The following is a 20,289-nucleotide window of genomic DNA, read 5'->3' on the forward strand; positions in this document are numbered from 1 at the left end:
AAGAAAGTGGTTTCATCAGCCGACTCTGCCTCGTGCCGCCCCCTCGTATATCCAGGCATCAGCACTCAACACACGAGTCCATCATGCACAAACTCCTGATCCCCATTCTTTTTGCCCCTGCTTTTCTGTCTGCGTGCGCCAATCCGGGCGTGCCTGACGCGTCCGCCTTGAACTACACCGTCCAGGGATCGCAACAGGCGCAGGCCGTCCAGTTCGGCACGGTGATGGCGATTCAGCTCGTGCTGATCGCGCCGAACTCTACCGGCATCGGCACGCTGGGCGGCGCTGCTGCCGGGGGTTATCTCGGCTCGCGCATCGGCAACGGCAATGGCTCTACAGCCCTGGCCATCATCGGCGCAGTCGCTGGCGGCATCGCCGGAAGTGCGGCGGAAGGCGCGGCAACCCGCGAACAGGGCCTGCAGATCACGATCCGGCTGGACGACGGCCAGGCGGTTGCGATCACGCAAGCCGCTGATGTGCAGCTTGCAGTCGGTCAGCGCGTTGAAGTCGTCGGCAACTTTTATGGCGGCAAGGCGCGGGTCATCCCGGTGGGTTGAACGCTTTGCCGTGGTCACGGCATAACCAGACACGAGCCCAAAAACAGGGGCAAGAAAGGAATTCGCCGTGAACCTCAAAAAATTCACCCTCGCCGCCGCATTGGCGGCTTTGCCGTTGCTGGCGTCCGCGCAGACCTATCCAGCCCCGGCGCCCACGCCCGATCCGACTGCCCAGCAGAGCCTGGGCGCGTCTGCGAATCAAAACTCGACCAGCGCCTACAACGGCGGGATGTCTTACTACAACCAGCAGGCGTACCAGGCTGCGTCGAACACGGCGCAGGACATCTCGAATCAGGATGCGTCCAATTCAGGGAGCGGATACGACGGCATCGGCACCAGCGACGCCTGGCAGCAAGCCGCTGATCAGGCGCAATCGGTCGCCAACGACAACCAGGCACAAGCTGGCGCCCAGATTCCTGTGCAGCAGCAGGCGGCCACGTCTCAAAGCGCGTCATATAACGCCGAGGTGTCCGCTGCACCCGCCGTCGCACAGTCCAACAACTCCGCCGCGCAGTCCGCTGCGTCGTCCGGCGCCGCACAATCAACGGCCAGCATCACGCAGAGCACCGGCGTCCAGCAAGGTCAACCCACGGTGACGAATAACACGGGCGAATACCTGATCGCCGGGGCAGCAACGCAGGCCGCGATGAACGGCTTGACGACTACCGGCTTCACCGCGAACAAAGCCGCCTACCAGGACGCGCAAAACGCCGCGTCCTGCGGCAATCCGTGGTGTGCTGCGGGCTGGATGGCCGCCAATGCGGTTGAGCAGAACATTGCCAACGGCGCTTATGCCGCCAACGTCGCCGCAGCCCCGGTACTGGGCACGGCGCTGAACGTCGCAGCCGCCGCATCGGCGCTGAACAGCGCCAAGGGCACCCGCCGCGAACTCGGCGCGCACTACACCAGCGAGCGCAACATCCTGCGCGTGCTCGGGCCCCTGTGCATGGACGATCTGCGCGACGAATTCGCCGCCGCCCGCCACAGCAAACCCCGGCTGCAAGCCCTGTACGACAAGCTGCCCACGCTCACCTTTATCGACCCCGCCTGCGGCTGCGGCAACTTTCTGGTCATCGCCTACCGCGAGCTGCGCCGCCTGGAGAACGAAGTCATCGAGCTGCTGTTCAGCAAAGGCGGGCAGACGCGCGGCCTGCTCGACGTCTCCACCCTGTCGCGCCTGCGGGTGAGCCAGTTCCACGGCATCGAGATCGACGAATCCGCCGCGCACATCGCCCGCGTCGCGCTGTGGATCACCGACCATCAGATGAACCTCGAAGCGGCTGAGCGCTTCGGCACCACCCGCCCCACCGTGCCGCTGGTCGATAGCCCGCACATCCACCACGCCAACGCCCTGCGCACTGACTGGGCCGAAGTGCTGCCGCCCGAGCAGTGCAGCTATGTGCTGGGCAATCCGCCGTTCGTCGGCAAGAGCAACCAGAACGCCGAGCAGAAGGCCGACATGGCGCGGGTGTTCGCCAAGGTCAAAGGCGCAGGCGTGCTCGATTTCGTCGCCGCCTGGTATGTCAAGGCCGCCGCCTACATCCAGCGCAACCCGGCGATCGACGTGGCCTTCGTCTCCACCAACTCCATCACCCAGGGCGAGCAGGTCGCCGCGCTCTGGCCCACGCTGCTGCAGGCCAGGGTGAAGATTCGCTTCGCCCACCGCACCTTTCAGTGGAGCAATGAAGGCAAGGGCATCGCCGCGGTGCATTGCGTCATCATCGGCTTCGGCCTGCGCGAGCCGCAGCACTGCACCCTGTTCGATTACGGCGACGACATCAAGGGCGACGGCCAGCGCATCACGGCCAAGTGCATCAATCCCTATCTGGTCGATGCGCCGGATGTGGTGATGACCAGCCGCAGAACGCCGATACAGAACGTGCCGGAGATGGCATTTGGAAGCATGCCCAATGATGGCGGGTATTTGCTGCTCACGCCAGAAGAGCGCGCCGCACTACTCGATACAGAACCGCAAGCCGAAAAGTGGATTCACCAGTACCTTGGTGCCGATGAGTTCATTAACAAGCTCCCGCGATACTGTCTGTGGATGGTCGGCATTTCACCGGCGGAACTACGCGCCATGCCCGAGGTCTATCGCCGGGTGCAGGCGGTCAAGGCGGTGCGGTTGAAAAGTACCAGACCGACGACACAGGAGCTTGCCGCCACTCCTTATCTTTTCGGAGAAAACCGGCAACCAGACACTCCCTACCTTTTAGTGCCCAGTGTGTCGTCAGAGCGCCGCGAGTTCGTGCCGATTGGTTTCATGCCGCCCGAAGTCATCGCCAGCAATCTGGTGCTCACGATCCCCGGCGCCACGCTCTACCACTTCGCCCTCCTCAACAGCACCCTGCACAACGCCTGGCTGCGCGCCGTGGGCGGCAGGCTCGAAAGCCGCTACCGCTATTCCGCCAGTATCGTGTACAACAACTTCCCCTGGCCCGAGCCGACCGCGGCGCAGCGCGAGGCCATCGAGGCCGCAGGCCAGGCCATCCTCGACGCCCGCGCCCGCTATCCCGACGCCACCCTGGCCGACCTTTACGACCCGCTGACCATGCCCGCCGAACTGCGCCGCGCCCATCAGGCGAACGACCGCGCGGTGGACGCCGCCTACGGCTACAAAGGCGACCGCGCGGACGCCCCGCGCGTGGCGTTTTTGTTCAGCCTGTATCAGCGGCTGACCAGCCTGCTGCCGCCCCCGAAAAAGCAGGATCGGCGCGAGGTGGCGATATGACCCGATCCGAACTGATCGACAGACTGCTGGAGAGCCACCCTCACCTTGCGCGCAAGGATGCCGAAGAGGCTGTAGAAGTCATTTTGAACGCCATCATGGGGGCGGTGGCCGAGGGAAAGCGGGTGGGAATTCGCAATTTCGGCGTTTTCAGCGCTTCGCTTCGCAAGGCTCACCTGGCGCGCAATCCGAAGACCGGCAAGCCGGTGCCGAAGGCCTCCGCCCGGTTTCCAAAGTTCAGGGCTGGCAAACCGTTGCAGGCGCTGGAGCCGATTGCCCTGAAGCAAACAGCCCTGAGTCCTGTTGCCCTTGATGCGGCGAGTGCGTCGCCCATTGCGACGTCGTTCTAAAAAGTTCAGACCCGCCAATCCGGACCATGCTCGCGCAATTAAGGGGTAGACCTGCTTCGCGATCAACGGCCTGCGCGAAATGATCGGGGGTTTGACTAGAGGGTCGCGGGCATCGTGCGTCGGAATTCCGGCCAAACCATGCACAGCACTTTCACACAATTCGCTACATCGAATACACATCGTTTTATTAGGATTTGATCATAGTCAATACTAATATTATTTATAACTAGTAGCAAAAAACAGAAAACTTTGTCATTTATGAGAAATAAATCACAGAATTAAGTTTTCCGTGCGCCCCTGCAATAAGGGGATGGAAATTTCTGCCTGAAACCTGCTTAGGATGTCGTTTGTAAAGTCTGAAATTTACATTTCACCGACCTCCCATCCATGTTTTTCCCTGCGTTTGTTCCTTTGCGCCTTGCCCCTGCGCCGGCTCAGTCTCGCCACTTGAGGCACTTTTGCGTCAAGTTCTTGCATCGGGATAACACGCTTGGCTCGATGCCAGTCGCGCAGCACTGCGTTACCGGTTGACCCAACCCTACCCCGGAGAAAATGATGAGCTGGCTTGACTGGCTGCGCAAACAAGCGACCGCGAACGATCTGGGTCGCCAGACGCCCCACCCAACAACCGCCACGGCATCGTCTGCGGCAGAGGATCATCCATCCGACCTGCCCACGCCCGAAGAAGGCGACGTGCCGTCAGAACTGGCCGGTTTGGATTTCTATTCAGCCATCGCCACGCATCAGCGCTGGAAAAATCGTCTCAAAGATGTGGTCAGAGGGCAATCGCAAGAAACCCTGGACCCCGCCGTGGTGGGACGGTGCGATGTCTGTACCCTCGGCCAATGGCTGACCACGCAGGAGGGCGACCTGCGCATCGCGCCTGAGCTGATGACCCGCCTCAAAGAGGAACACGCGCACTTTCACAAGCTCGCGGCAGAGGTCATCCGCCTGTCTGATCAGGGGCTGCACCAGCAAGCGCTCGATGCCTTGCGCACCGACGCCCCCTATAACCGCTGCTCGCATCGCGTCACCAAGCTGCTGAGCCAAATCTATTTTGAGCTGAGCGAGTTTCATAAGCCCGATTCACGTTCATGACACGCCCATGGCACGCCTATGACAACCTCCAGCCCCTTCTCGATTGCAGTGCAGATGGAAGACCTGCTGCGCCATCTGCCCAGCGCCGTAGTGGCGTTTGATGCGGCAGGCCAGGTGGCGCAAATCAATCCCGCCTGCCTGGAGCTGTTTAGCCTGCGCCGGCATCCGGCAGAACTGATCGGCCTGGGGTGGCGGTCCTTTTTTGATCATCTGGCGCCGGCTTTTGAGGATTCTGAAGCGGAATTGGCCCGCATCAAGACACTGATCCAGCAGGACGCCCCAGACCAGGCGGAACTCCGCCTGCGCGACGGGCGGATTGTCTTACGCCACTACGTCCCTTTTGTGCATGAGGGCGAGATTCAAGGCGCGCTGTGGCAATTGCAGGACGTGACTGCCATCCAGGAGCAGCAAAAGCAGCTTGAATATCTCACTGAACGCGATCCGCTAACCGGGCTGCTGAATCGACGCGGCTTTGACCGTCGGCTCACCATGCTGGAGCGTCATCCATTGGGGCAACATGGCTTCACTCTGGCCTTGATTGATCTGGATGATTTCAAGCGGGTCAACGACACGCTGGGGCATCCTGCCGGAGATGCGGTGCTGGCCGAGGTGGCAGACCGGCTCAAGGCGCTGGTGCGCCTGACCGACATGCCCGCGCGCATCGGCGGAGACGAGTTCGCGCTCCTCATGCCGGAATGCCGCACGGAAGAGCAGGCCGTTCAGATTGGCGAACGCCTGCTGCGCGTGATGGCAAAGCCCATGCAGATCGCCGGAGTCGAACTCTGGCAGTCCTGCTCCATCGGCCTGGCGGTGCAACGGGGCTCGGGGCGCAGTTCGACGCCGATGTTTCAACGCGCCGATCTGGCGCTTTACGACGCCAAAACCGCCGGCCGCAATCGGTTCAAGCTGTTTTCGCAGCGGCTCAAACACCAGCATGACACCCTGCATCATCAAAGAGAGATGTTGCGCGACGCTTTGCAACAAGGCCGACTGCAACTCTTTTACCAGCCCATTCTCACGCTGGAACCGGAGCACAACGGATTTTTTGTCCACAAATTCGAGGCGCTGCTGCGGCTACACGATGAGCAGGACCAGTTGCGGCGCGCGGAAGAATTCGAAACCGCGCTGGCCGATCCGCAGTTGGGCATCGAAGTTGACCGATATGTGCTCGACGCAGCGCTGCAACAGTTGACCTTCTGGAAGCGGCAAGGCTCGCCGCTGCGTCTTGCCATCAACATTTCTCCGCATCATTTTTCGCATCCAGACTTCGTGGGCACGGTGCGCGAGCGCCTTCAGGCCTACCCCGAGGTGAGGCCGCAAGAACTCAGCCTGGAAATCACCGAGCACGGCCCCTCACTGAGTTCGCGCGTGGTGAATGCCACCATTCTTGAATTGCGGCGGCTCGGCCTGTCCATCAGCCTGGATGACTTCGGCACCGGCAACGCGAGTCTGGCGCATCTGCAACAGTTCGATGTCTCGGTCGTCAAAATCGATCGCAGTTTTGTGCGCGATCTGCTGCAGGACGGCATCGATCTGAGTCTGAGCTATGGCATGCTGCGCCTGGCGCGCATGCTGGGTATCAACGCCATTGCTGAAGGGGTGGAAACGCGCGCGCAGTGCGCAGCGTTGTGCCTGATCGGTTTCCGGCACCTGCAAGGCTACGCGTTTGCACGACCCATGCCTGCGGAACAGGTGATGGGCTGGCTCGACTCTTTTGAAACCGAACTGTCCTGGCTGGGCGTCCTGGCCAGACCGCAGGTGCTTGATGCCGAGCGAGCGGTTCAGGCGCTCGTGTCCCACCGCATGCGCGCACGCAAACTGCTCTCTCATACCCTGGATGACGCGGAGATGGCAGAACTGCGGCATCCACAAGCCACGCAGCGCTGCTATCTAGGGCGCTGGCTGGCGTCGCAGACCGATCTGTATGCGCAGCAGCCGCAGTTTCAACGGCTGGTGCAAGCGCATGCGCAGTTCCACCAGAGCTTGAGTGCCGCTATCGTCAAGACCGATGTCGATGTCGATGCCGACATGCAGCTCAGCCAGTGCAGCGATGAAGTGCATGCCGCGTTCTGGGACTGGGTGCTGCACGCGCCGCAATTGCAACCCGCCTGAGCTTGGAGCGGCTGCCATGAATAACAACCCCATGAAGGCTATGTGCAAGGGCCGCAGGCCAAGCGTTCAGCGAGATCACGGCTTCACGCTGATCGAATTGATGATCGTCGTGGCCATCATTGGCATACTCGCCGCCGTGGCCATACCCCAGTATCGCGACTACATGGTGCGCGCCCGAGTAACCGAAGGCATCAACCTGGCCTCCGGCATCAAAACCGCAGTGGCCGAGTATTGGGCCACGCACGGCAGCTTCATTTCCGACTGGCCCAGTACCGATCCCGTGTGCACCGGCGCCACCGCGGCTTGCACTCGCGCCTACGGCGCCGAACCGCCGTCGGGCACCTACAGCATCAGCGTGCTCGTGGGCTATGGCGGCACCATCATCATCACCTACAACCAGCTTCTCAACCCCAACCAAGCCACTGGATACACGCTGGTGTTGCAACCAGCGCCCGGTGAAGGCAGCTTGCGCTGGGTGTGTTTTTCCGGGGGGCAGACCAGCAAAGACGGCGTGACCACCAATGCGACCCCCACCCTGCCGTCTAAGTATGCCCCGCCACCTTGCCGTTGAATCATGAGCAAAATCCTGATCTTCTTGCCAGACGCAGTCAGCCATGCCATCGCGCTGCGCCAGCCCCGCCTGCATATCGGCCGACACCGCCACAACACCATTGCGCTGCCCGATCCGCACGTCAGCGGCGTCCATGCGGTTCTGCAGCAGACCGACGGTGACTGGTGGATCGAAGACCTCGGCAGCACCAACGGCACCTGGCTCAATGGCAAGCGCATCAACGCCTCGATCCTGCTTCCGCAAGACACGCTGCGCATCGGCGGCTGCACGCTGCGTCTGCTGCCCTCCGCCCGCGAAAACTCCGACAAACCCTCGCGGGAAAGCAGCGATCAGTTCCATGAAGCGCTCACCGTGCCCGCTGATTTCGGGCCGACCGATTTGATGCGGTCGATTTGATGCTACATGTGACATGAACAAGCGGACCAAACCCCAGCCACATACCAGTTTTCTGTCGCGTATCGCCCGATTCGTGCGTCATCCGACCACGGACTGGGCGCAAACGCGACACGAGCAGGGTGAGGTTCTCGACAAAGCAAAACAAAAAGCGCAACAACGCGAGGCGCAATGGGCGGCGCAGGCGGCCATCCTGGTTCGCAATCGTGAGTTTGACATCCTGCGCCGCGAAATGCGCAATCGGCATGCCCTCAAGAGCGAGCGGCTCGAAGGACTGTCTTTGCCGTCCACGCTTCCGCCGCCCGCGCCTGCCGCGACCCGGCAGCACACCCTGCACAAGATCGATGCCATCGAACGGCAGATGAAGAATGAACAAAGGCGGGAGAGTCGTTCCACCTTGCTAGGCGGCATGATTGAACACAGCGGTCTGGCGCATGTGGGGTTTGCCGCCTCCACGCTGCGTCCGGGTTCGTTGCGCCGCAGTCAGACGCCGCGTTGGGCGCAAAGCCAACTCCTGCCTGCCTCCCGGCTGAAAACGTCTTCGGCGCCTGCCACACGACCGCAAGGGTTGTGGGGACAAACCGTGCTGCCCATCCCCGCCGTGATCGAGCTGGCCGCCTTCGATTTCGCCGAGGGGCGAGATGCGCAAGTGGAATCGCATCTCCTGACCAGCTTGCAGACTGAGCAGGAACTGTTTACTGTGCAGCAGCTTTTCCAAGCTTTGCTCGATTTTTACTGGGCCACCGGCCAACAGGACAAACTGCAATCGCGTTCGCTCGATTATGTGCAGCGGTATGGTCAGACGCCCCTGCCTCGGCCCGAACTGGACGCTGTGGCCGCCGCGCCCCTGCAAACCGCGAGCTTTCTCGCTGCCGAGCAGTTCGACATCCTGCAGTGGCACGCCTTCGAGCGTTTCGTGGCGGATCCCGCCCGGCATCTGGTGCTGGACTGGAGCGCGCTGATCGGCATTGCCGAGCCGCTGCAGGCGGAGTTGGGCCAAGCGCTGCAAGTCCTCAATGATCGACCGGTCGAACTCGAGCTGCACGGCGAGGACATGCTGTTGGCCGCGACCCGGCTGCAGTCCAGCCCGGCGACTGCGGCGCAGAGTGCGCTGCGCCTGCAAGCCCTGCGGCTGGTCGGCGATGAAGCCGGATTTGCCGATCTTGCCGTGGAGTTGTCCATCGCCTGTGCTTGCTCCCCGGTGGACTGGGTTGCCCCGCGCTTCAAGCGCGTCGGCGCATCCGAGCGCGGCCTCACCACCTTGCACAGCGCGCACCAACCTTCCCGCATGGGCACCCAGGCGGGCGCCCTGGACGCCGGATCGATCCAGACCAGCGTGCGCCTGAGCGGAAAACTCTCCGGCAAAGACGCTACCTTCCTACGCAATCTGAGAGCGCAGTCCTTGCGAGCCGATACAGTCTCTGTGGACCTGCAGGCCGTGCAGCGCGTCGATTTTGCGGCGGCGACTGATTTGCTCAATTGGGTGGAAGCGCAGACACACCTTGGCAAATCCATTGAGCTGCGTGGCGCGCATACCCTGCTCGTGCCCTTTTTGCAATCGGTCGGTCTGCAGGTGCAGGCCTGATCCAAGCCCTCGCCTTCGTTTTCCTGTTTGTTTTTCTTCTCTTGACTGCGTCCCATGTCCATCGAACTCTATAAAGACGCCAACCACGCTTGCGTGCTGTTCACCGATCTCGTCCCCGACGAAGAAGCGGTGCAGGCCAACCAGTTCCTGATCGTTGATCACGGGGAAGGAGTCATCCTCGATCCGGGCGGAAACATGACCTACAACGAGCTCAGCTTGACCATGCGCAAATACATCGCGCCGAGCAAGCTCGACTACATCCTGGCCTCGCATGCCGACCCCGACATCATCGCCTCGCTCGACCGCTGGATGACCTCCACCCAGGCCAAGCTGGTGATTTCCTCCCTCTGGGCCCGGTTTGCCCCGCACTTCTGCAAACTGGGCAAGACCGATAACCGCGTCATCGCCGTCCCCGACGCGGGTGGCAGATTGCGCTACGGCCAGACCAGCCTGTGGCTGCTGCCGGCGCACTTCATGCATTCCGAGGGCAACTTCCAGTTCTATGACCCGGTGAGCAAAATCCTGTTCTCCGGCGATCTGGGCGTGTCGCTGCTCAGCGGGGAGAAAGCCGGGCACGCCCTCACCAGTCTTGACCCCTTTCCGCCGGGCATGGAGGCCTTTCACCGGCGATATATGGTGAGCAACAAAATCCTCAAGCTCTGGGTGCGCATGGTGCGCCAGCTCGACATCGCCATGATCGCGCCCCAGCATGGCGCGCCGCTGGTCGGCGCGGCCATCGGCCAGTTGCTCGACTGGCTCGACGGCCTGTCTTGCGGCATTGATCTCATGGGGCCGGGGCAGTATCAGATTCCATCGGGAGAACTGAGTGTTTGAGCGTTGTCCGCGCGCAGGCCTCAAGACATCTACCGCGATCCAAACGGCCCATTGCCCGCAGAACATCACGCGCCGCAGCGATTTCCCTCCGCGGAGTCGCGCATGACGCTTGCTCAGCCCCGTCAAACCCTGCGCTGGGCGCTGCTGAACGGCGCGCTGTTCCTGGGCTATGCCTTGCTGGGCACGCTGCCCGCGCTGATTTTCAGCGGGGTCTCGCCCTTCTGGCCGCCTGCGGCGCTGGCCGTGTTTGCCGCCCTGGTGTGGGGCTGGCGCGCGATGCCAGCGATTTTTCTGGGATCGCTATGGGTAAACGTCACATTGTTCGACTGGAGTCTGGCGGGCGCGCTTTGGGTGTCCTTGGGCAATGTGCTCGCGCCGATGGTCGCAAACTGGGGTCTGCGACGCAGCACCGAGGTGAAGCCGCAGTTTTGGAACTCGCCTGCAGCCGTCATCTGGTTTTTGCTCTGGATGGGCGCTGTCCAGGGGCTGCTGTCGGGCTTGATCGGCGCGGTCGGACTGGTCGCGTTCGAAGGACAGGGGATGGAGCGACTCCTTCCAACCTGTTTGGGATGGGCCATCGGCGATGCTTCCGCAGCGCTGATGCTGGCGCCCGTGGCGCATTTGCTATGGCTGCGCCGCGGCACACGCACGGGCTGGTGGCGTTTGCTGTTGCATGCGGAAGGGCTGGCCGCGCTGGCCTTCAGCCTGATGGTTTGGGGCGTTGCGTTTTTTGCGCCGAGCCTGAGCCTGCCCGCGCGCCTTGGCGTCCTGGGTATGCTGCTACTGCCGCCCATCTGGTCAGTGTTTCGATTGGATCAGTGGCTCACGCTCTTGCATCTGGCCGTCGCCTTTATTCTGGTTCTCGGCGCGACGATGGCAGGCTATGGCCCTTATGCGGGCTTGCCCATGACCGAGGCCGTCATCGGCGTGGAACTCCTCGGCATGGCGATGTCAGCGGCCATTTTGTTCGCCGGCGCCCTGCAAAGCCAAAGACAGGAGGCCATGACCGCACTGCGTGCGCTCAATAGGGAGCTGGAAAGCCGGGCGCAGGAACGTGCCCAGGCCTTGTTGCGCAAAGAGCACAATTTCCGCGACATGATCGAGCGCCTGCCCGCGCCCATCGTGATGACCAGCCCGGACGCCGCGCAGGTGCTCTATGCCAATCCGGCGGCGCGCGAACTGTTTGCCCACGGTCAGACCGACCAGTCCGATAAGGACGACCTGTCCGCCTTGGCGCAATGGCTCGACCCCGACATACGCCAGCTCCTGCTGGGCGAAGTGCGGCAACACCATGCCGCACAAAACCGTGAAATTGCCTTTCGCCGCTGCGATGGCACGGTGGTGTGGGTGCTCGCCTCGGTGATTCAAACCCAGTTCGACGAAGCGGGCGCGCTGCTGTTCGCATTCAAGGACATTTCCGAGCGGATACAGCGTGAGGTGCTGCTGCAGGCGCAGGCACTGACCGACGCGCTCACCGGCGTGCCCAACCGGCGTCACTTCATGGCGCAGGCCGCCGTGCGGCTGCGCGAACTGGTCGCGCAACAAAAAGCGGCGGCCTGGGTACTGTTCGATCTGGACGACTTCAAACTCGTCAATGACACCCGCGGGCATGCCTGCGGCGATCAGGTGTTGCAGCAAGTGGCCAGTCTGCTGCAGGCCAAGGTCCGGTCACAGGACGTGTTCGCGCGCCTGGGCGGAGAGGAGTTCTGCCTGCTACTGACTGACCTTGACGCCAACCAGGCGCTGCAACGCGCCGAAGAGATGCGCCTGGAGATTGACGGCCAGGTGACCCAATGCCCCGATGGCCAAGCGCTGCCGCTGCCAACAAGCAGCATCGGCGTGGCGTGGTGTCCCGCCGCGGCGCTGCAGGGCGTCGATGACGAGACCCGGCTCGCCGTGCTGATGGACTGCGCCGACACGGCGCTGTACGCAGCCAAAGCCCAAGGAAAAAACCGCTGCGTTCTATTCGATGGCCCTCTGCCGACGACGGATGCCGCGCCTGCAGCCCCGCGCCACGGCGTCCCGCGCGCAAACGCACAGGCTTTGCTGCCGCTCTCCTTGTTGCGCTCGCTGGCGCGCGAAGTGCATTTCGGCCGATTCTTCGAACGCGCTGCGCAGGCCGCCGCGCATCTGGTCGGCGCCGATGGCGCGGCCTTCATCGAGCGCGACGACGACTCGCTGAGCTATCGCTTTTTTCACGGCCTGCCCGACGCTTACCAGCAACGATTCGCCGCCTATCGTTTCCCCGTTGAGGCCGGATCAGCAGGACAGGCGATCCGCGAAGGCCGCGAGATTTTCCAGCCGGACTACGCCTCGGACCCCCAAGCCCTGCCGGATTTCGTGGACAGCGGCCTCAAAGCCAATTACCTCGTTCCGGTGCGCGCTGGGAGCCAAACGCTGGCCATTCTGGCGCTGGCCTGGTTTTCTCGCCACCCGGCATACGCACCCGATGCACAGCAGGCCGAGAACGTCCGGCTGCTTGCCGATTTGATGGCAGGCGCGCTGCGGCGAGAACGCCTGGAACGCAAGTTGCGCCAGCGCGCCACCCGCGATGTGCTTACCCAACTGCCCAACCGCGCCGCCCTGGAACTGCATCTGTCGCGCGCCATCAGCCGGGCGCGGCGCCAGCAACAGATTCTGGCCGTGGGCATGCTCGATCTGGACGATTTCAAACCCGTGAACGATCGCTGGGGGCACGCTGCAGGCGACGCCTTGTTGCGCGACTTTGCCCAGCGCATCCAGCAGGCTCTGCGCGATACCGATTTCATCGGCCGCCTGGGTGGTGATGAATTCGTTCTCGTACTGGAAAATTTGACGCAACAAGCCGATCTGGAGACCGTGCTGTCGCGTCTGCGCGAGGTGGTGCAGGCGCCGTTCGACTTGCCCGACGGTCAACGCGCCAGCGTCGGTCTGAGCCTGGGACTGGCGCTCTATCCCCAAGATGCCGCCGACGCCGATGCGCTGATTCGCGCCGCAGACGCCGCGCTCTATGCCAGCAAGTCCAACAAGAGCGGGCGAGCGCGTTGGTGGCTACTTTATGGCGAGCTTGGGCAACACCCCGGGCAGGCGCCTGCCGATGCGATCTGGACTGAGGTCGCATCCGGCGCCGTGCCGCCCTATGGCCCCGAGGCTGGGCGTCTATTGGGTTTGCTGCAGCCGCAAGTCGGCGCCTTTGCCGCAGGTTTTGTGCAACGGTTCTATGCCGACATGGCGCGGCAGCCCGACATGCAGGCCGTTTTGCAAACTCTCAGCGAGCCGGAGCTGGCGCATCTGCAGCAGATGCAGCAAACGCATCTGCTGAGCTTTTTCTCTGCGGATCTGGAGGAAGCGTCGCACCGCGAAGACGCCCGCAAACTGGGGCGCGTGCATGCCTTGACGGGAGTGTCCACCACGGCGCTAGTCGACGCCTTCGAGATGTATCTGCAACAGGCGATGACGCTCATCCAGCACAGCCCGCTGCGCGAGGCCGATCGCCTGGCGCTGCAACGCATCGCCACTAGCCGCTTGCGCGTCGAGCTGCGGGCGCAGGCGCAAGGCGAGCAGACCGTGCAGGAACACTACGCGACTTCGGTCCAGTCTCTCTGGCGGTCGCCCCAAGGCTTCACTAACCGCATCGACTTCCTGCGCTGGCTGCTCGACGAACTCACGCATCTGCCCGGCATGGTGGCCGCAGCCTTTGGGCGTCCGGATGAACAAGGGCGCATGGTGGTGGAATTCTCCACGCCGCGCTTCGAGACCTATGTGACGCATTTCCGGCGCCATCAGCAAGACTACCTGCCCGGGGTCGCGGACAGCGATCGCTTGGCGCAAGCCAGTCAGAGTCGCGCCTGGCGCAGCGAGCGCATCGAAACCGTGTTCAGCTTTGCCCGCGATGCGCGCGCCGAACCCTGGCGGGCGGCGGCGCAGGAGGTCGGGTTTCGTAGCGCCGCGTCGATACCCCTGCGCGATGGCGAAGACCGCATGGTCGCCATTCTCAGCGTGTATGGCGCTTATCCCAATCAGTTCGAATCGCACTGGATTCAGCGCCATCTCACGCTACTCGGGCAAGCGGTCGGGCAGGCCTTGGCCGGAATGCGGCAAGCGCCGCGCCAGGTGCTGTCCGATCAGCAGCGCCGACAATGGCGCGCTCGGCTGACGCCCGAGGGCTTGCACATGTGGGTGCAGCCGGTCATCGATTTGCGTCTTGGACGTCTCATCCGCGTCGAGGCGCTGGCGCGGCTGCGTGCAGCCGATGGACAGTGGGCCAGTCCGGCAGCGTTCCTGCCCTGGTTTGGCGCGAGCGAAATCATCCGGCTGTTCACCCTCGGCCTGGACAAGGCGCTGCAACATCTGCGCGCCTGGGAAGCGCAAGGCAGGCGCACTGCGCTGTCGATCAATCTTCCGCCCGAAGTGCTGCTGCAGCCAGACTGCGCGCGCTGGATCACCCAGGCCCTCGAGCGCGCAGCAGTGCAACCGGATCGGCTCCATCTTGAACTTCTGGAGAGCGCGGACTTCCCCGATCCACAGGCGCGGGACGCGGCGGTGCGCGCCCTGTCTGACCTTGGCGTGCATCTGGAAATGGACGATCTCGGGTCGGGATACTCCAGCCTGCTGCGCCTGAGGAGTCTGCCCTTCCAGACCGTGAAAATCGACCAGGGACTGGTGCGCGAAGCGGAAAAAGAACCGCGTCGCGTGATCGGCTTCATCGGCTCGCTCATCCGTCTGGCGCATACGCTTGAACTCGATGTGGTGGTCGAGGGGCTGGAATCACCCGGGCTGATCGAGGTGGCTGCCATCCTCGGGGCGGACCAGGGTCAGGGCTTCGCCTTGGCCCATCCCATGCCCGCTGATGGTCTGGCGGAGTGGAGCAAGACCTTCGCGCTGTCCATCGACCCGTTCCAGCCGCAGACCGTGCTGGGCGCTTTGGCGGCGCATTGGCGCTGGGAATACGGAGAACGCGACGCCCATATCACCGTCGCCGCACCAGCGCATGAGCAATGCCTCCTGGGCGGCTATCTGCGCCGCAAAGGTCTCGTGGACAGCGAGATTGGTCGTCTGCACGCGCAATTGCACGTCCTCGCCCGCGAACAAGACATTCATTCGCCGCAATACCGCGCGACTACCGACCGCATGGTCGACTTGTTGATGAAAGCCGAGCATGAGCCACAAAGACCTTGATCCCACGCAGCGCCTCGTCGATGTTGACTGGAACAAACCCGAGCTGCAGGAGTTGCTGCGCAAAACGGCGCATTTGCATCTGGACAACCGCTACCCGGTCAACAAGCGCCCCGTCTTGCTGCGGCAGGGTTGGCATACCAGCGCGCCAGCGCAGGCTGCCATCTGGGTCGATCTCGGCCCCGACGCGGCGCAGCGCGTCCTGCTCACCACCTTTGCGCTGGAGCCCGGGGAACCCATCATGCTCGATCGACGCAAACCGGGCGCTGACGAACCCGACTGGATTTACGCCGAGGTGTCCTCTTGCCGCCAGGGGCAACGCGTCGGTGACGAAGGCCTGTTCGTCGTGACGCTGCGCCTCATCATTCGCCCTCCCGTGCTGGCGGCAAGGCCATAGCCCGCGCCGAGGCCAACGCCGCTCCAAATGCAGCCTGTCATGCTTGATACGCCGTGTGCAGCCCCTGCCGGAACCAGATCGCGCGCACTAAAAGTGGGGTGCGCATTTTTGTGAGACTCTCCTCCAAAATTCGATCTGGCGCAAAGACCGGCGCGGCCTGCGCCGTCAGAATCCAATTGATGGATTTGAGAATTAGACGCCGCACACGATGAATGCTCACACCTCGCACTCGATTCGGCTGCCGCGAGCAGACCAGGAGATCGTCCCGCTGCGTTTGCGACGCTTCGCCACGCACCTGCTGCACAGTATTCGACGCGCGCAGAATATCCATATTGGGTCTTCGCCGCGACCGCCCGAACCCGCCAATCCCCACAGAATTCGCGCCCTCCCCTGCACCCCGCAATCGGCCGAGATGGATTTGCAGGACGTGATCGCAGACCACCAGCAATGGAGCGCCCGTCTGCGTCGATGCGGGTTGGGGGATCTGGGCGAGCGACTAGACGCAGAAACCGCCTGCCATCCCAACCGTTGTGCCTTAGGCCAATGGCTGAACCGCCACCGCCCGTTGGCTGCTGTGCATGCGCACGATCTGGATCGCCTCCTGCAAGAACACGCCGATTTCCACACCAAGGCCGCCGTCGTGGTTGCCTTGATTCAAGCAGGCGCAGCAGAGAGCGCCCTGCAATCCGTTCAGCATGGGGACTTTGCACAGATCTCCCAACGCCTCCTGCGCCATCTCACCGCCCTACGCGATGCCTTGGCTGGGTCAAATTCTTCGGACTGACGACGGTCCGCCTGTCCATGCGTCCCACCCTGCCTGAGTGGCCAGCACCTCGTCGAATGCCCCGCTGGGCTGTCGGCGCCGCGTTCGGCCTGGTCGTGGGTGAACTGACTGCCGCCGTAGTGTGGCAGCATGTTTCCATCCTGGAGACTTTGATCCCGCTGCTGTCCATCCTCTGGGTGGCGGGCATGAAACAGGTTTTTGCGCGCTTGCCGCGTATCCAGGTCGGATTAGCTCTGTGTGTGCTTGTAGGGACGATGTTCCTGATTCACTGGGGGGCTGCACAAGATCCGCAAGCGCTGTTCCTCTTTGACTTCATCTTGCCTTTGGCGGTGACGGCTGTTTTTTGCTCTATCTGGACGCGCAAGCGGTATATCGTGCCGCCATGTGCGCAACGCTTGCGCGCACGGCGCCCCTGAGAGGGCCTTTTCAGCAATGCCACCCTATCTTGACGCATCCGTACTGATCTCACGTCTCGAAGCCGCGCAGCGCGTGATCGCGATGGCGCGCCTGGGGCGCAAGCCGACCCGAGATGCGGCAAGGCAAACGCTCGATATGATCGATCTGGCGGAAAATCAACTCAAACGTCACAGCGGATCGGGCGTGTTCGATCTATCCGCCGCTCGCGCTGCGGCAGCGGTCCTCGCGCTGGATCATCTCCCCAATGAAGCGACCTGTATCGGCGCAGTCCGCGTGTTGGGTTGGACGATTTCCCAATTGAGGGAGAATGATCCCGCATGATTACGTCGTCAGGCCGAGTCAGCGGTGCGGCTCTGCACGAAACCGACTGCGCGGAAAGATCTGCTCGCAGCGGCTCTCGCTGCCAAGGGTGCGCGGTACGCAACATCGCTCTGTTTTCAGCACTCCAAAGCGCAGACTTGGATGACTTGCCTCTGCCGATTGATGATCTGCAGTTCTCCAACGTCAACCAAAGCGGAGGAAATCGTCGTCAGCGTTTTACGCTGCCACGCCGGTGCCGCAAGCGTGGCAAACCCCGCCGAATTGGCCGCGCCTCGCGATCTGAAGATGGCATATCCCCGCGATCCGTATCTGGCCAAAGTCGCGCAGGCCTCTGAACCGCAAAGAGAGAACCTCGTTTATGCAGAGGTGCTCTCTTGCTGCCGCGGAGTAAGAGTCGGAGATGACGGCCTTTATGTGTTGGTTCTGCGTGATCTCAAGCGGCCGCCGTTGCTAACCAGCGGCTGATCCTCACGTCACACAGAAATTTGGCTGAGTCCGGCTTGCCGTATCCGGTTCATCTCCCCAAATACGGCGGCAGAATCATCGTCCGCTTCACCAGCACGTTGAACGTGTAGCCCGGCCGGATGTTGAGCGTCGGCTGAATGTTCAGGTTCTTGTTCAGCAGGTTCGTCCCGACGGTATCGATCTGCTGCGACAAGGCGCCTGCAGCCTGCTGGCTGGCGCTCGGTGTGGTGAGCGCATTGCCGGTCTGAGGTTGGCTCAACTGCGCACCGACACCCAGCAGGCTCATCAGGATGGCGCTGCCGAAGATGCGGGCGTAGTGGTTGTCCGTCTGGTCATGCAATCCGGCCTGTCCGATGCCGTCCGTACCGCTCATGCCTTTCAGATCGATCATCGCGCCGTTCGGAAAAATCAGGCGGTTCCAGGCCACCAGCACGCGGCTCTGGCCGTAGGCCACGTCGCTGCTGTACGCTCCGATGATCTTGGTGCCTTGCGGGATCAGCACGACACTCGGATTCAGGCTGTCGTACACGGTCTGACGAACCATGCCGGTGATGGTGCCGGGCAGATCGCTGTCGATGCCGGTTTGCAACACGGCAGGAATGACCGAGCCGGCAAACAGTTCGTGGTTGGACGCCTTGGGCTGCACGGCGGCTTGCAGGTAGCCGTTGCCATCCTTGTTCTGCTGCGCGTCAAGGAACCCTTGGTTGCCTTGATTGCCCGATTGCGCCCCGGCTCCGCCCATGCCCGCACCGTTCATCCGGCTCAAAGCGGCCATCAGACTCTGCGCATTGGGGTCGTTCGCGGCCTGCGGGTTCTGTGCCATAGCTTGCGCCAGTTGATGCTGCAACGCCAGTAAGTCTTGCGGGCTGGTCTGGTTCGTCGTGGCAGTCTGCATCAAGCCCTTGCCGCCGACCCCGGTTTCAGAGAGGTGCGCGCTTTGGTCTGCCAGCACAAGCCCTTCGAGATGCTTGTAATGCTGGTCAACGAGCCATTGGTGATATTTCTGCGCGGGTGTCAAGGCCGTGGGTTGGCCCGGCTGCAGCGTGGCGCCCTGCGGATGCGCCAAGGCATCCCCGGCACCGCTGGCTGTCGCGGCGGGGGTTGATCCCGCAGGCGCGACTTGCCCGCGCACGGTAAACGCGCTGGACTGGGCCGCTTCCTGCATCGCGCTGGGTGCGGGCGGAGCGCTCATGCCGACCTGATCTGTGCTGCTCGCCGATGCGCTATCAGCGGGTGCGGATTTGTTGCCCGACGTGGCGACGCCCAGGATGATCAGCGCGCTGAGCACGGTCAGTCCGCCGAACATCAGCGTCTTGCTTTTCTTGGACAGGCGCTTGCCTTGCTTCGGGTCGGCCTTGAGCTTCATGCCCTTGCCCTTTCCGTCGCCTTTGCCCCCATCTTTTCCGCCCTTGGTTTTGCCCGGCCCGATCACGTCAGCGATCGGGGGAAGTTCTGCGGGCGCAGTGGGAGCGGGCAGCGCCGCCCCTTCGATCGCGCCTGCGGGTTCTTTGTCGTCGTTCATGTTTCTTGCCCCTGTGTTGTGGGTTCTGCCGTGAATGGCTCAGCGCGCCCAGCCGAAGAAGCCGGCGTTGCCTTGCCCGCCGTGCTGGCACACCACGGTCTGCGCAGCCTTGCCAACACCCAGCGTCAGGTTGAACTTGCTCGGCAGGCCGTCGATGACGTAATAGCCATGCACCAGGCGGCTGTTCATCAGTTCGGTGCTGCCATTGCTGGTGTTGAACACAGCGGGCGCATCGGTGTACTTCATCGACTGCGGCATCTGCAAATAGGTGTGGCCGCCACCGGCGAACACGCGCACGGGCAGCATGCTGGTGTCGTCATTGCCGTTGTCCGCCTTGCAGGTGAAGTCAAAGTCCAGCTTGGCCGGGTCGATGTCGCCCAGCGGCGCAACCACGGCCTGCTTTTTGGCTTCAGCTTTGGCTTGCTCCGCGGCGCGGGCCTGCGCGGCCTGCTGCTGCATGTTGATCACCAGCGCCTGCGGGTCGTAGAAGCCGACCAGTGGCACATAGTCGTGCGCATCACTTTCCAGGGTCATGTAATAGACCCGTCCGGCATCGGTCGTCACGACCAGGTTGGTCACCAGCCCGGCTTGCGTCGGCTTGACGATGACGACGGGGCGATCTCCGGCGTTGGTCGGTTGAACCAGCCAGCGCACGCTGTCTCCAATGCTCAGGCTGGTGATGTGCTCGCCCTGCACCAGGTTGATGACGCACACATGCAGTGGCGCGCAGGTCATGGTGGGGCGGCTCTGGCCGTAGGCGTACATCACTTGCCCGTTCGTGCCGATGATGTCATTGGCGACGCCGGTTTGCAGCCATTGCTGTGCGGCGGCGTCGGTCGCCCGGTACGACAGCGGCACGGGCGGGGTCTGGTTCACAAGCTCGTGGCTCGTGAGCCCGTTGTCCGGCGTGCCGACCTGCCGGATCGTGTTGGCGGCAAAGGCAGGGGCAAAGAAAGAGGCCGACAGGGCAGCGGCGATCAGGGTGCGTTTCATGGGGGTTT

The 20,289-nt window shown here is 62.8% G+C and carries 16 protein-coding genes; 14 read left to right on the forward strand and 2 right to left on the reverse strand.

What is annotated here, in order from left to right:
- Window positions 1–83 precede the first annotated feature (83 nt).
- The 14 genes from BIO17B3_RS03255 (at window position 84) to BIO17B3_RS03325 (ending at window position 17,301) form a co-directional block, all read left to right on the forward strand.
- Window positions 84–557: a glycine zipper 2TM domain-containing protein gene (locus BIO17B3_RS03255; protein ID WP_156053009.1), complete on the forward strand. Its 474-nt coding sequence runs from the start codon at window positions 84–86 to the stop codon at window positions 555–557.
- A 67-nt stretch (window positions 558–624) separates the two neighbouring features.
- Window positions 625–3,288 (forward strand): DNA methyltransferase, encoded by a 2,664-nt coding sequence (locus tag BIO17B3_RS03260; RefSeq protein ID WP_156053010.1) that lies wholly within the window; start codon window positions 625–627, stop codon window positions 3,286–3,288.
- Entirely contained in the window at window positions 3,285–3,635 is a 351-nt protein-coding gene (locus tag BIO17B3_RS03265; protein WP_156053011.1) for an HU family DNA-binding protein, read from the forward strand. The genes BIO17B3_RS03260 and BIO17B3_RS03265 overlap by 4 nt, the downstream gene beginning before the upstream one ends.
- A gap of 555 nt (window positions 3,636–4,190) precedes the next feature.
- Complete coding sequence (locus BIO17B3_RS03270) at window positions 4,191–4,733, forward strand: CZB domain-containing protein (protein WP_013106301.1); 543 nt, start codon at window positions 4,191–4,193, stop codon at window positions 4,731–4,733.
- Between the two features lie 18 nt (window positions 4,734–4,751).
- The gene (locus tag BIO17B3_RS03275) at window positions 4,752–6,845 is read left to right on the forward strand and encodes a bifunctional diguanylate cyclase/phosphodiesterase (RefSeq protein WP_013106302.1); all 2,094 of its coding nucleotides are present in this window, start codon (window positions 4,752–4,754) and stop codon (window positions 6,843–6,845) included.
- A gap of 40 nt (window positions 6,846–6,885) precedes the next feature.
- Window positions 6,886–7,416: a pilin gene (locus BIO17B3_RS03280; RefSeq protein ID WP_156055221.1), complete on the forward strand. Its 531-nt coding sequence runs from the start codon at window positions 6,886–6,888 to the stop codon at window positions 7,414–7,416.
- 3 nt (window positions 7,417–7,419) lie between these two features.
- Entirely contained in the window at window positions 7,420–7,812 is a 393-nt protein-coding gene (locus BIO17B3_RS03285) for an FHA domain-containing protein (RefSeq protein WP_156053012.1), read from the forward strand.
- A gap of 13 nt (window positions 7,813–7,825) precedes the next feature.
- Window positions 7,826–9,394, forward strand: coding sequence for an STAS domain-containing protein (locus BIO17B3_RS03290; RefSeq protein WP_156053013.1), 1,569 nt, complete (start codon window positions 7,826–7,828; stop codon window positions 9,392–9,394).
- A gap of 54 nt (window positions 9,395–9,448) precedes the next feature.
- A complete protein-coding gene (locus tag BIO17B3_RS03295) occupies window positions 9,449–10,228 on the forward strand; it encodes an MBL fold metallo-hydrolase (RefSeq protein WP_156053014.1) in 780 nt (259 codons plus the stop codon).
- A gap of 102 nt (window positions 10,229–10,330) precedes the next feature.
- Window positions 10,331–15,385 carry a diguanylate cyclase domain-containing protein gene (locus BIO17B3_RS03300; protein ID WP_156053015.1) on the forward strand — a complete coding sequence of 1,685 codons (5,055 nt, stop codon included), beginning with the start codon at window positions 10,331–10,333 and terminating at the stop codon, window positions 15,383–15,385.
- Window positions 15,366–15,779, forward strand: coding sequence for a hypothetical protein (locus BIO17B3_RS03305; protein ID WP_156053016.1), 414 nt, complete (start codon window positions 15,366–15,368; stop codon window positions 15,777–15,779). Before BIO17B3_RS03300 ends, BIO17B3_RS03305 begins: the two co-directional genes overlap by 20 nt.
- Before the next feature lie 208 nt (window positions 15,780–15,987).
- The gene (locus BIO17B3_RS19160; RefSeq protein ID WP_156053017.1) at window positions 15,988–16,563 is read left to right on the forward strand and encodes a CZB domain-containing protein; all 576 of its coding nucleotides are present in this window, start codon (window positions 15,988–15,990) and stop codon (window positions 16,561–16,563) included.
- A gap of 56 nt (window positions 16,564–16,619) precedes the next feature.
- On the forward strand, window positions 16,620–16,979 hold the full coding sequence (locus tag BIO17B3_RS03320; protein ID WP_156053018.1) for a hypothetical protein: 360 nt from the start codon (window positions 16,620–16,622) through the stop codon (window positions 16,977–16,979).
- Between the two features lie 16 nt (window positions 16,980–16,995).
- Window positions 16,996–17,301: a hypothetical protein gene (locus tag BIO17B3_RS03325; protein ID WP_041608996.1), complete on the forward strand. Its 306-nt coding sequence runs from the start codon at window positions 16,996–16,998 to the stop codon at window positions 17,299–17,301.
- 514 nt (window positions 17,302–17,815) lie between these two features.
- Here BIO17B3_RS03325 and BIO17B3_RS03330 read toward each other — a convergent pair.
- Together BIO17B3_RS03330 and BIO17B3_RS03335 are read right to left on the reverse strand one after the other, a co-directional pair.
- On the reverse strand, window positions 17,816–19,288 hold the full coding sequence (locus BIO17B3_RS03330; protein ID WP_156053019.1) for a TrbI/VirB10 family protein: 1,473 nt from the start codon (window positions 19,286–19,288) through the stop codon (window positions 17,816–17,818).
- Window positions 19,289–19,327: 39 nt separating this feature from the next.
- Window positions 19,328–20,281 carry a TrbG/VirB9 family P-type conjugative transfer protein gene (locus BIO17B3_RS03335; RefSeq protein WP_156053020.1) on the reverse strand — a complete coding sequence of 318 codons (954 nt, stop codon included), beginning with the start codon at window positions 20,279–20,281 and terminating at the stop codon, window positions 19,328–19,330.
- Window positions 20,282–20,289: the final 8 nt, after the last annotated feature.

The organism is Thiomonas sp. OC7, assembly GCF_900634595.1.
Lineage (GTDB): Bacteria > Pseudomonadota > Gammaproteobacteria > Burkholderiales > Burkholderiaceae_C > Thiomonas > Thiomonas arsenitoxydans.